This is a genomic window from Agrobacterium sp. MCAB5 (assembly GCF_052114365.1).
Classification (GTDB): Bacteria; Pseudomonadota; Alphaproteobacteria; order Rhizobiales; family Rhizobiaceae; genus Agrobacterium; species Agrobacterium tumefaciens.
In genome coordinates, this window is record NZ_JBFREP010000009.1 from 1 (window position 1) to 12,181 (window position 12,181).

General features: G+C 54.4%; 12 protein-coding genes and 2 pseudogenes. 5 read left to right on the forward strand and 9 right to left on the reverse strand.

What is annotated here, in order from left to right; translation table 11 throughout:
- Positions 1-2,263: BID domain-containing protein (locus AB4Z23_RS18915; RefSeq protein ID WP_441360589.1), on the forward strand; the 2,263-nt coding region annotated here is incomplete at its 5' end.
- Positions 2,264-2,332: 69 nt separating this feature from the next.
- Here AB4Z23_RS18915 and AB4Z23_RS18920 read toward each other — a convergent pair.
- A pseudogene (locus AB4Z23_RS18920) lies at positions 2,333-2,518 on the reverse strand (IS3 family transposase); the annotation flags it as partial.
- Positions 2,519-3,477: 959 nt separating this feature from the next.
- Between AB4Z23_RS18920 and AB4Z23_RS18925 the strand changes: the two are divergent.
- The gene (locus AB4Z23_RS18925) at positions 3,478-3,729 is read left to right on the forward strand and encodes a hypothetical protein (protein ID WP_441360590.1); all 252 of its coding nucleotides are present in this window, start codon (positions 3,478-3,480) and stop codon (positions 3,727-3,729) included.
- A gap of 25 nt (positions 3,730-3,754) precedes the next feature.
- Complete coding sequence (locus AB4Z23_RS18930) at positions 3,755-4,285, forward strand: hypothetical protein (protein ID WP_112199434.1); 531 nt, start codon at positions 3,755-3,757, stop codon at positions 4,283-4,285.
- 219 nt (positions 4,286-4,504) lie between these two features.
- On the opposite strand, the gene AB4Z23_RS18935 is transcribed toward AB4Z23_RS18930, so the two are convergent.
- The 3 genes and pseudogenes from AB4Z23_RS18935 to AB4Z23_RS18945 form a co-directional block, all read right to left on the reverse strand.
- Entirely contained in the window at positions 4,505-5,110 is a 606-nt protein-coding gene (locus AB4Z23_RS18935) for a hypothetical protein (RefSeq protein WP_441360591.1), read from the reverse strand.
- The gene (locus tag AB4Z23_RS18940; RefSeq protein ID WP_441360592.1) at positions 5,088-6,908 is read right to left on the reverse strand and encodes a hypothetical protein; all 1,821 of its coding nucleotides are present in this window, start codon (positions 6,906-6,908) and stop codon (positions 5,088-5,090) included. Before AB4Z23_RS18940 ends, AB4Z23_RS18935 begins: the two co-directional genes overlap by 23 nt.
- Positions 6,909-7,063: 155 nt before the next feature.
- Positions 7,064-7,271: pseudogene (locus AB4Z23_RS18945) on the reverse strand (type IV secretory system conjugative DNA transfer family protein); the annotation flags it as partial.
- Between the two features lie 220 nt (positions 7,272-7,491).
- Between AB4Z23_RS18945 and AB4Z23_RS18950 the strand changes: the two are divergent.
- A complete protein-coding gene (locus tag AB4Z23_RS18950; protein WP_065661980.1) occupies positions 7,492-7,770 on the forward strand; it encodes a hypothetical protein in 279 nt (92 codons plus the stop codon).
- A 245-nt stretch (positions 7,771-8,015) separates the two neighbouring features.
- Here AB4Z23_RS18950 and AB4Z23_RS18955 read toward each other — a convergent pair whose 3' ends face one another.
- The 3 genes from AB4Z23_RS18955 to AB4Z23_RS18965 all read right to left on the reverse strand — a co-directional run bounded on the left by AB4Z23_RS18955 (position 8,016) and on the right by AB4Z23_RS18965 (position 9,158).
- A complete protein-coding gene (locus AB4Z23_RS18955) occupies positions 8,016-8,486 on the reverse strand; it encodes a hypothetical protein (RefSeq protein WP_233283698.1) in 471 nt (156 codons plus the stop codon).
- A 79-nt stretch (positions 8,487-8,565) separates the two neighbouring features.
- Positions 8,566-8,751 carry a hypothetical protein gene (locus tag AB4Z23_RS18960; protein WP_111851283.1) on the reverse strand — a complete coding sequence of 62 codons (186 nt, stop codon included), beginning with the start codon at positions 8,749-8,751 and terminating at the stop codon, positions 8,566-8,568.
- A 224-nt stretch (positions 8,752-8,975) separates the two neighbouring features.
- Positions 8,976-9,158, reverse strand: coding sequence for a hypothetical protein (locus AB4Z23_RS18965; RefSeq protein WP_441360593.1), 183 nt, complete (start codon positions 9,156-9,158; stop codon positions 8,976-8,978).
- Between the two features lie 621 nt (positions 9,159-9,779).
- Here AB4Z23_RS18965 and AB4Z23_RS18970 point away from each other — a divergent pair.
- Positions 9,780-10,142, forward strand: a complete 363-nt coding sequence (locus tag AB4Z23_RS18970; RefSeq protein WP_441360594.1) for a hypothetical protein — start codon at positions 9,780-9,782, stop codon at positions 10,140-10,142.
- Positions 10,143-10,181: 39 nt separating this feature from the next.
- On the opposite strand, the gene AB4Z23_RS18975 is transcribed toward AB4Z23_RS18970, so the two are convergent.
- Together AB4Z23_RS18975 and AB4Z23_RS18980 are read right to left on the reverse strand one after the other, a co-directional pair.
- A complete protein-coding gene (locus AB4Z23_RS18975) occupies positions 10,182-11,174 on the reverse strand; it encodes a type VI immunity family protein (RefSeq protein ID WP_441360595.1) in 993 nt (330 codons plus the stop codon).
- Between the two features lie 9 nt (positions 11,175-11,183).
- Positions 11,184-12,176, reverse strand: a complete 993-nt coding sequence (locus AB4Z23_RS18980) for a type VI immunity family protein (RefSeq protein ID WP_441360596.1) — start codon at positions 12,174-12,176, stop codon at positions 11,184-11,186.
- Positions 12,177-12,181: the final 5 nt, after the last annotated feature.

Here is a 12,181-nt window from a genome sequence, read left to right on the forward strand (position 1 = left end):
CTTCAGGGCGATTGCCGAGCAGATTGGCCATGTCGAACTTTCGGGCATTCGCCGCCAGCGCCATGATTGGCAGAGACAGGCATCGGTTGCCTTTGCGACCCACAAGACGGCCGAGGGGCTGGCCGCCTATCGCGATCACGGCGACATCCACTTTGCGGAAAGCCGCGACGCGTCGATGGCGCAGATCGTGCGTGATTATCTTGCCGATAACGAAGAGCATCCGCAAGGCACCCGGGTTGCCATGGCGCATCGCCGAGCCGACGTGCGAGCCCTCAATGCCGCCATCCGCTCCGAGCTTCAGAACAGACAAAAGCTCGAACGCGGCCAAGAGTTGAGCGACGGTGTTGACCGTGGAGACCGTGGGGATGGTGGGGTCGGAAAGAACGGCGGAGAACGCGTGTTCCAGACCAATAACGGCAAACGCGCCTTCGCCGCCGGTGACCGGATCATCTTCCTCGAAAACAACCGCGACCTCAAAGTGAAAAACGGCATGCTCGGCACGGTCGAGCATGTGGAGCCAAACAAGATCATCGCCCGGCTCGATGGTCGAGGCGGCGACAGTGTCAGCATTCCGACAGACAGCTATCAGGCAATCGACCACGGCTATGCGACGACGATCCATAAAAATCAGGGAGCGACGGTGGATCGCGCCTTTGTGCTGGCGTCGAGCACCATGGACCGGCATCTGACCTATGTTGCCATGACCAGGCACCGCGACAGCGTGCAGCTCTATGCAAACAGCCAGGAGTTCACCAAGGCGGGCCGGCTGGTTGATCACGGCATTGCGTCCTACGAGCATAATCCGCAATCACGCGACAGCTATTTTGTGACCCTGGAGAACGACAAGGGCGAGCAGCGCACAGCGTGGGGCGTCGATCTCAAGCGGGCCATGCAGGAGGCATCTCCCGCAATCGGGGACAGTATTGGCCTCCGGCATGAAGGCGCCACGCCTGTCACGCTTCCGGATGGCACGCAGGCCGAGCGCAATGCGTGGCGTGTCGTCAAGGGTGACGCGTTGGCGTACGAGCAGCTGACAAGCCGCCTGTCGCGTTCCGGCGCGAAGGAAACCACGCTGGATTACATCAGCGACTTTGCCGAGCGGCGCGGGATCGCAAGCGGCCCGGGGATCGCAAGCGACCAATGGATCACCGGCGACCCGTGGATCGGGCAAGAGTTTGGTGTCAGAAGCGAGATTGAACTTGCTTCCGCCCGGGATGAGCGTCAAGAGGTCTTGTCCCGTGCGGCCCATCTGCAACGGGAGCAGCAGGACCGGCCATCAGAGCGTGAGCAGGTTTACGAGGAACGTGCCGGCGATCTGGCCGGTCCTGTTCACCGCGAAGATCCTCGCAATCAGTTCGCCCGAACAACCGATGACGGTCGGCGCAACGAACGGATAGAGGACACCAAAGGATACCGCCGCATCCGGTGGTCCGAGGTCATGTCGCAAGACGGCGCCGTCCCTGCCCCCACAGAAACTGTAGTCCAACAATCGCTGATCGAAACCGGTAAGCCAGCTCCGCTGGTGCCAGCCATCACCCGTTACGAATACAGCGTCGAAGAGGTGGCCCGGGGAAAAGCGATGTCCGTCATCGATCACAGATTCGATACGGTGGAATCTCTCGCGCGGCACGTGTTCCGTGATCCGGTCGAGGTCGCGGCGAGACTGCGCACCGCGATGACCGAGAAGGAAGGCAATGGCAAGATCACGGCAAAGGCCATGGCCGAGCAGCCTGAGCGGTTCGGGGAGCTACGCGGCAAGTCGGGCCTGTTCGGAAACAACAAGGAGAGGAAAGAGGCACTACAATATGCCCGGTCTCTCTCTGCCCATATTGCCTATGTCTCCGAGGCATGGCAGCGCCGGCTTGGCGAAGAACGCGCGAGCGAACAATGGCAGCGTGAGCAGCGTGACGTCATCGAGGTCCCTGCCCTCACGCCGCGCAGCGCTGAGATCCTTGCCAAGGTGGAGAAAATGCCGTTGGAGAAGCGGAGCCAGTTTATCTCAGAACTGCGCTCGTCACCTGAGGGCCGTGCCGCGCTTGAGGAGGCCAAGCTGGTGGCCGAAGCGCTCACGCGGCGGTTTGGTAATTCCGATCCCCGCAGGTTCACCGAGGAGCTCGAGGCACTCCCGGAGCTTGCAAAACAGGCCGAGCAGATCAAGACGATCGCCCGCATGGTGCATCGTACACGCCATGCCGAGCTGAGCCATGACCATACGCTGAAGCGGCAGCTTAACCGGTCACAGGGGCTTGGATTGAGCCGATAGTGGGTGCCGACGACAACATTGGCGTCTTTTAATCGGTCACCCCAAAAGTGCGCCACGCTTCCAGATTTCCTAGGCGTCGCGATGGACTTGACCCGTCGCAACCGGAGAGAGCATCCCGCTTCTGATGTGTTTGCGTGTCGGGGTGCAGAACATCTCGATGTAATCGAACATGTCCTGGCGAGCTTCATCGCGTGAACGGTGGACCTTGCCGCTTAACCACTTTAGCTTCAGTAGGTTGAAGACGCTCTCGGTGACACACAATCAGTACGGATTGAGAAACCGCTATCCGTAAGGTCTAGGGCAAAAAAATTCGTGAGGTTAAACTGGTCGACCAGCGTAAGCGGGAAGCGAAGCTTGTTCTGGGCACTTGGCCACGAAACTGTAAAGGTTGAGACTTTTCGGAATGCGCGTCCTCTGGTAGAAAAAAGGCAGCGCTCCGAGACCGTGACGCCTCACTGGCAGATCCTCCCGCAAGGAAGTTGAACCGACTTGAGGAACTGGCAGAAGCGTGAAGCGGAGCGCAATTGAGACGAGCAAAAACGATAAGATGAACCGAAGAAGCCTGCCTCACATGTGCCACGAGAAGTTGGCGGAGAAGTTGAGGCGTAATAGCGATATATGATTTTGGCAGCTTTTGCGGTGGCCCTAATTTTCGTTGAGGTATTCGTGTTAGGCGCAGCGCTGGATATCGCCTGGGCCCATCTACAGCAATGATAACAGGTAATCGCCAGACAAGAGCCGTTCTGATTAGCGAATACAGCAGGGTTAGCTTATCTTTTTCATTTGGAACGCACGAGAGCTATCAATTGCAGACGAACGACCCTCCTTCTTACAGCTTTAGCACGCAAGTCCCGAGGCCCTATCAAAGCCCGGGATTCACGATGGTCACGACGGCCTACGTCATCGACGCCAAAGGCCTTTCGGTGCGGCGAGGACACTCCATTAGCCTCATCCCGTGGACTTCCTTTCGGTTCCTGCACCTTCACGTGACGAGCGGGGTCGGCTCAACTGGTTTTCCGGTCTACAGCGCGCGTTTGCGGACACTCTTTACATCAATACAGCTATCCTCGCTGGATTGGCAGGGAGAGACACGCGTCGATCGATCCGCCGACTACGTTAGGTTCATGGAGGAACTGATACCCTTTGCAGTCACTCATAACCCACGTCTTCGCCTCAGATGCGGCGGTGACCCAATGCTGGAGGAGGCGATACCGATGGTGCTTGCCCTCGTCGCTTTACCGTTCTTGTTGATCGCGTTTTTGATCATCAAACCGCTCGGAGCACTTCTTTCTGGCTTGAAACTTGCTGGCTTGAAAAAATTGGGTACTAGACCCTTAGTTGCGGCAATTATCGCGGGGATTGGTGTAGTGCTGAACATGCTTCCATGGTCCACTGGTAAGCAGTTCAAGGCCGACAATCTGCCCATCGCAGAACTTCCACCGAAGTATCGGCTAGGTGGCGTCTGAAGCCAGGTCTTGTAGGGAGAAACGCGTGCGCTTTTTAATCACTTTGTCAATTGCCTTAGCATCGACCAACGGGGCCGCCGTTGCTTGCCCTCTCGATGACGTCATGAAACTTTGCGTGGCGAGTGGCGCAAGCGCAAGTGAGCTAGAGAACGGCGTTAAGAAGGGTGATTGGACTGTCGAAGTTCTTTCTCCTCCGTCGGAATCTCTCCCGACAACCGGTAGTGCCGTCTACACCATGCCGAGCGGGCGAGAGTTCTTCATAGGGTATCGAGATTTCAAAGATTTTTCCTATTCGCACTGCGAACTCAACTTCGTTATGGCCCTTGCAAAGCTTGGTGAAGAAGCAATGATTTGTACCACGGACGAGTTTAGCGCCTTCGAGAGAGCTCTATCGCAAGGCTCCAAAAATACGGTTACAAAGGAGATCAGGACCAGCGGGACTGCTTTCCTTGTAGAACGGCCGAAGAATACCTGGATGACGGTGATCCTCGCCACTAACATGGGGCCGCTGAAGCCATTCAATGTGTGGGGCGAAACTTCATCGGTCAAAAGGTGACGCGTTGATGTCTGGAGGCCACGAATGAGCGCCCGATGGCCCGATACGGTTGGACATTGCTCCTGACTAACTTGAAGGGTATCAAACCGACGACCGCGAACTTAGGTGATCCCAAAGATGTAGTTATTCAAAGCACTGAAGTTAACGTCGGCCAAGGGGTAACTTGTCAGCAGCCACGTCCCGATCCCCAATTGTGGTCTCGATCACGGATTCCACTGATCACGGCCTTCCGGGCGGTTCTGTTCTTGCTGCCATGTAGTTGTGAATGGAGAAGAGGAAATGCAGGGCAATTGCGAAGCGTATGCCGCTGATTGCGTTCTCAGCGGCGTCCCTCCACCCGAGGATCGTCTTCAGCCCATTTCGCACCAATTCTCCCTGCGACCCTCCAACAGAAACGGTGCTTGAGTTTTCAGTCAGAAACAGCAGACAGGAACCCTCTAGCATTGCGTACAAAAACAGTATGTCAGCCAGCAACACGGTCTGGAAACTCAACGAAAATCTGTTCTTGCCTGTAAAAAAACTGACGGCGGCCGACGCCAGAAACAGAAGAATGCAGTAAGTCAAAAGTGCCGCAACGCTGTAGCACGCGACGTTGAAAAGCATCGCCCCTGCGTTTCCGCGGATGCTCTCTGGACTGGAGTTGATAAACGTTGCCAAGGAAATTAGCAGAACTAAAATCACGTACCTGGTCGCAAAAAACATCATAAGAACCCCGTATTTTTCAAACCGATTTGTCTGGCCACAGGACGAGAACCGCTTTCGGTCACGCCACAGCGATCCGTGTAAAACCGGGTTGATGCCCTCAGACTTGGCAATCACGATCACTCGACCGGCTGCGCTCTAAATATCTCACGAATTGACTTCGCTCTTTGCCTCCATCCGTAACAGAAGAGGCCTCCCGAAGTTCCCTCGGTTGCGCGCCCATCTTTTCCATTGCAATCGCCAGAATTTCGCCGGCTCTGCCAGACAGAGAAAGGCGATGGCTTGAGAGCCACTCGCGCAGTTGCGGGAGCGCAGATGATGCGGAGCCACCCGCTAGGCAGAGGCCTTGTACACCAGCAAGGTAGGCCTGAAAATTGTCGCTCTGAGAGACAGCATCTCCTTCTGTTAAGCCGGCTTCAATCAGGTTCAACATTGCGGGAACGGCTGCCTCTCCGTAGACGTGAAGTCTCGTCAACGCTCCCCTCATCCAGAGCCGTGCTTCCGGTTGCCCGGAAAGCCGCACCATCTCGACAATATACGGCTCGAGGTATTTATCAGGCAAAGCCGCAATGCCACTGCTCAGGTTCTCAAGTGACTGCTCTAAAGTGACCCCAATCGACTCCGGCCAGGTTTTACCGGCAAGAGCACGTTTGATCATCTCGCTTGCCAGCACCGGCAACGCCGCCCGTTCGTTCTCACGCGCGTCGTACACCAGTGGACCGAGACGCGGAGGTGGTGGCAATATCGGATCTGCGAGAATTTTAAGCTGGAGATCAAATGCCGGCTTGGAGAGTTCGTCGACCAGCGGCAGACTGTTTTGATGATACGTGTAAGCTCGCCACTCCTCGGCCGTTGGTGCGCGCCGGGCCGCTATTGCAGCTTCGATATTGGCAGCAATCTCTTCTTCGATACCGCTGGCGTCGACTGTCAAATCGAGCCCAAGAGTACCAGTCAGAAATCTGCTCCAGGCTTCTTCGCAGTTCACAGGCCGTTCACCCCCGCTCAACTGCCGATCGATTTGCCACCAACCAATTTCCTTAACCCAGCCGCCCCCTTGTGGGACAGGCAGCAACAAATATCCAAGCGTGCGGTATTTTACTTCGGTGTGCCGATAGATTTCACGAAACGATGCCGACGTCGCGTCTCTGGCATGGGCAATTAACCTGTATACCGAAAGCGCATCGTCGTAGCCGAGCTGTTCACCTTCGAATGAGTAACCGCGGCTCTTGACCTGTTGTCGTGTGACCACGAGGTCCGCTTCGGAAAGCGTGGTGCGCTCGCTGATGAGACATAGCCCCTGGCTTGCTTTCAGACGAACGACATCGTTGACTCGGATCGGCGGTGTATGCGGCGCCGGGCGAGGTTGGACTAGCGCGTTTGGACTAAATTTTTCCTGGGCAACCGGGCAAACTGGCCTTCTCTCAAACCGAAACGCATTTGCGCTCTGCTGTATTTGCAGCTCCATTTGCCCGGGAATCGTCCGTGCTACAATCACCTTTTCCACTGAGCCAGCCAGCAATGCACGAATGCAGAACTCATCGCATCTGTCGCTCTCTGCCTGGCGAAGTGCGATTGTCCTTGAATTGAGAGGAAGGCTGACGCGGTTGAGATCGTCCGAAATCCACTCTCGTGCTTCCACGTAAAGCGGTAGCGTCAGGATAAGGGGCAACAAAGCAAGCGTGGCTGGAACGAGCGCGATCGAAAGAAACGCACGACGTGGCCCGCGAAGGGGTAAAAATCTGAAAATGATCAGGAAGACGATACAGCTGAATAAAAGTGGCGCCGCCGCCCACAAGACCAGCGCTATTGGAAGACCGATAATGCTTATCGCCGCAATCGTTGCCAATTGAGGGAAATTGATGACGAATATTGTCAGGGCCGTGAGGGCAAGAAGTACCGGAAAAAACGCCTTGTAGACCATAATACAGCACTACTCGAAATTGCGGTATATCCGCTCGGCGGGTAAGTTACCTCATTCGCTATTGCCGGCAGTTGATGTTGTAAAGCAAAGTCGGCTAGCATGATTAACGCGAGAGGATGGTGACCGTATGTGGCACGCAGCTGATGGATGTCCTAGAGGATGGGCCAAAGCTGGACACCATAGCCCGCCATCAGACCCATCGCGCGTTCGACTGGTGCCAAATGCGAACTGATCAAGCAGATAGAGAACCGGTGTCGCCGGCTTTGTCGGATCGCGGGCCATTTCGAGCAGGCTTTGTGAGACAAGTAGGCGCAGCTAGCGCGACTAGGTCAAGAGGCGATCGGGAGGAAGGACGATGAACATGACAGTTTATCCCTGTGTGCGCAGCGAGCTCGCGCAATTCCATCTCTCACCTCTCCGAAATACCGCGCCACATCATTGTCAGATACTGGACGAAAAAATCGACATTGCGTAGTTTTGAATAACAATTGCATCCATCGAAGCGATTTGGCAATTCGTCTCCCACGATTTGATTCAAACTCGGATACGTCGCCGTTTCAACCGATCGCACAGGAGAAACCCTTTGCTGATACTTGAGATCGTCATTTTTTTAGCGGCCCTGATCGCGGTTAGCCTTCTGGCTGTACAACAGATTGTTACACAGGTTCGGGAGTATCGATTCTACAAGAAGAACGGTGGCGATTTTTCTGTCGACAGCGACATGGATCGCGTCAGACTTGACAGATCCATGCACTACAACGACCTCCGCCTCACGAACTGGCAGCGATTTTATCTCTTCCGTCCGGCCTGTATCGCCATGCTCGTCTTTTTTTGGGCGATGATGATAGTCTCTCTGCTTTAACCAAAGCACCGGGCTTCTATGTCAGCAGAATGGCGAAAAGGTTTTCTCCTCCGGAGGCGTTGCTTCATGCAGAACAGATCACGCTGGCCGAACATCTCCTAATATGCTTGCAGGCACCATAAGATCGTATAGTTAGGTGTCGTCGTGAAAATGTTGTGCTTTGGTTACCCTTGTGCCGGCCAGCGAACACATTCCCGCACCCTTCCAGCACATCCATGATCCGCCCTCAGTGGGCTCGCCCGCTATTACCCGATCGTATAGTTCGATGCTACGCCGCGAAGATGTGTGACTGTCGCTTGCGACAAGAAACCTTTGCCCAGATATTCAGCAAAGCTGTATGAGAATATGCCACTTCGTTCTATCGCCTGCACCAGATTGGTATCACCAAAGACAACGAGGTATTCGTGATCCTCCGGCGCCCAGATCCAGAGATCATGACCTGAAAAATGGATCAGAAGGCCATAAGGCGAATTTTCAAACAGTGCGTCAAGCACCAACCCTACCGGTTGCGGTGAAAATTGGCGCGGAGGCTGACCGAACTCGTAAGCAGCGAAATCAATCTCGTCACTACCGATACGCGCGGCGACAAGAGCGATTTCCTCCCCGCTTGGAAATTCGGGAAAAATCCTCGCCGCGAAATTCCTGTTTCGGATGGCCTGATGATCCAGCGCGCAATCTTTTCCAATGAAGTCTGAAATTACGATAATCCTCTCCAATCGCCGTGGAAGCCAATACCACCCAGACCGATATCTCTCCTATTGAGACGAAATGACAACGTTACCGGGAGCAACTCGCTCATTTGGAATCCCTCACAAAGGTTTCAATCTCGCTCCGGGATAACGATAAAACACGGCCCGCAGGGAAACGCTCGATAGAAACGGCAGCTTTATCCTCGCTATTGAAAGCCAGATCGAAAGTGGAAGCGAATATCCGCGCCCATCCCTCATTATAGGTGGCACCTTCAACATAAATGACGCTCATCGACGGCCAACTCACCTGCTTTTTGGTTTCCGGATCGGTTACCTTAGCACTGCCAGTTAAAACCTCCCGAGTTTCAAGGGGCGGGGCGTTGCTGCCAGGAGGAGATTGAAACTTAAATCTGTAGGTTCCACTCTCAGGGTAAACAACATCCACGATAGAGGCAGGCGACGACACGCTTATATGGAACGCCTTTTCGCGAGCGTCCAAATGTCCCGAATCTGCAGCTAGGGCGCGCCATTATCATCTGAAACCTGACGACCAGATATAATTACCGCCCCACCTTCTATATTCAACGGCTCATCAACGAATATAATCAAACGGGTCGAGAATTTCGGCTCTTTCGTCTGGCTTGATGACGATGATACAGTCAAAGCAAAAAAGTCGGCTAAGCTGACAGCATTCTTCACGATTCTCATCCCTACTGATATTCCTCAGTTCAAATCCATTCGCTTTGCAGCGGTTTTAACGAGCTTTCTTCGTCTACAAAGTTTTTTTCATTAGTCCTGATATTCCGATCAGGAAGTATTGGAATGCGACCTGCCGGGTCGGCGTCTCAACGACGTGTTGCTCCAGACTGGATGCCAGGAAGTTTTGCACTTCCTCTGTCGAAGGAAGGCAGTTTTGCGGGTGTAACTTGCGTTCGCAAATGGGCATTTCGGTTCCTCCGGTGAAGAATACACCACCACAGACTGCCCCCCATTGTCATTGCAATCCCAAATTCGATGCCACTAATACATCTCCATGTCGCCTTCTCTTTGTACACTGAACGCAACCCCGGATTTCCGCGCCCGGCCACCGGCCATCCGGAACACAAACGTGCTTGATGCAAGCCTCATGTTTCACTTCCGGAAAATCCATCAACATTATGATAAAATGAACATAACTACGAAATGCGAGTGAGAAAGCCCACCTCTGCACCCAAGCGCCGTGATGCATCGGCGTTACATTCTGGTGCCGACTTCAGGGCCTGAAGCCCACCTCGAAGGTCTGGGATTGACGCCCGTCAGCCGACCCGGCAACCTCATACAATGACCGTGACCAACAGTTTCATTGCCGAACTTGTTCGCGACGCCAACATGCTCGATCACCTCGACGGCTATCAGAAGCGGCGAATGCTCGAACGGGCCGTCACAACAATCCGCGACATGTGCGAAACAATCGGCATTCCACCCGGCCCCGGCCGTGACCGCCTCCTCGAGATCCAAACCGTTGCCCTCTCGATCGAGCTCGGGTGGCGCAGCGAAGCATGGATTGCCGTATCTGACACGTTTCTCCATCGGCAAAATAGAACCCTGATGTCAGCCCGAACAGCCACTGGATGGCATTGCCGGGCAGAAACCCGATTTCATCCAGTTTTTCAAGTTCACCGCGTTCTTCAAGGATCGCCATAGTGGTGGTGAGTTCGTTTAAATTCATGAGGCTTAGCAAGCTCAACGTTCACCATCGTCAAACCGATGCGTCCACCATTGCGTATACTCCATCTCATCAACACCGTAAGGAGCTTGCAGATAGGGATAATCCCAGGCCTCATAACGCAGGGGCTTGAGAAAATCGTTGACTGCGCGGTACGCAGCAGGGACTCGCCCCTTGTTCAAGTCGCCGAGCACAGGCCGGGCACCCGCCTGGAAAACGACGCCTCCCTCGTAGGGATGGAGGACAATCTCGTCTCCCAGCACGTCTCTTGCTTTTTCAAAGCCACCAACCCGCGCCAGCAGTTCGTCGTTGATGGCTGTCAACCAATTCACGTCTCGGATCACATCGGTGCGACGCAATATTTCCAACGTGAAATTGCTGCCATCTTCGTAAAGAAGGCCTGGAAACCGACGAAACAAGGGATATGCCTCCTCAGTCGCACCTGCCGCATAGGAATAGAAGAAAAGCGACATGCCGGACACTGCATAAAAAACCCGAAGATCGCGGCAAGCGTCAACAAAGAGGCGAACGACGCCGGTTGGATTGCGTGATAATTCCGATAGCCGCGTCTGATACATCAGCCGTCCGTTACCACCGCGGTAGCCGACGCTTGGAAGAAGGACAGTGAAGTAGTCGTGAACCGGATCGGTCGAACGCAACGCCTGCTTTGGCATGTGCCTGATATAGAAGCTCGCAGTCTCTGCCTCGTCAAAATATTCAGCTTGTGACAGATAATTCGCGACGTCATCCCGTGACGAGATACGGCGTACACGCTCGTTAAAGGACAACAAATTTGCGTTGCCTTCCGCAAGGTCGTAGTAACGTAGCGCCAAATAGAGCATGGCTTGGCGTGTACGCCGTGTTTCACCTTCCGCAAAATAAAAACCGGACGTTAGGCCAAACAGCCATTGAACAGCATTGCCCGGCGGCAGGCCGATCTCACCCAGTTTGCCGAGTTCACCGCGCTCCTCAAGGATCGCCATCGCGGTGATGAGTTCGCCAATATCCAAAAAACCACCCTAGCGCTCGCCACCATCAAACCGGCGTATCCACCATTCGGTGTACTCCATCTTATCGACATCATGTGGCGCTCTGAGATAGGCACGCTCCCAGTTCTCATAACGCAGAGGCTTGAGAAAATCGTTGACTGCACGATATGCAGCAGGCACCCGGCCTTTGTTCAAGTCACCGAGCACTGGCTTGTTTCCGGCCTGGAAAACGACACCGCCCTCATAAGGGTGAAGGATCACTTCGTCACCGAGTACCGTTCGTGCCTTGTCAAGGCCGCCTACCCGCTCGAGCAACTCATCGTTGACGGCTGTCAGCCAGTTCACGTCGCGGATCGTATCCGTCCTGTCTCGTATCGCCAATCCGAAACGCGCGCCATCCTCGTAAAGCAGCCCGGGAAACCTACGAAAAAGAGGATAGGCTTTTGCCGTTGCGCCCGACGCGTAGGAATAGAAAAAGAGCGACAAACCCGATACGGCATAGAAAACCTGCAGATCGCGGCAGGCGTCAACGAAAAAACGGACCAAACCATCCCGATCGCTCGACAGCGCCGATAACCTTGTCTGGCACATGAGATGTCCATTGCCACCGCGATAACCGGCGCCGGGAAGGAGAGCAGTGAAGTAGTCGTGGACCGGATCCGTCGAACGCAACGCCTGTTTTGGCATATGCCTTATATAGAAACTCGCCGTCTCCTTCTCGTCGTAATAGTCGCCCTGTGACAGGTATTCCTCGATCTGTCTTCCTGTTGAGATACGTCGTGTCCGCTCATTAAACGACAATAAATTGGGGTTACCCTCTGACAGATCGTAATAACGCGTTGCCAAACCGAGCATGGATTGCCGTATCTGACGGGTTTCTCCATCGGCAAAATAGAACCCTGATGTCAGCCCGAACAGCCATTGGATGGCATTGCCGGGCGGCAACCCGATTTCATCCAGTTTTTCAAGTTCACCGCGTTCTTCAAGGATTGCCATAGTGGTGGTGAGTTCGTTTGAATTCATGAGGC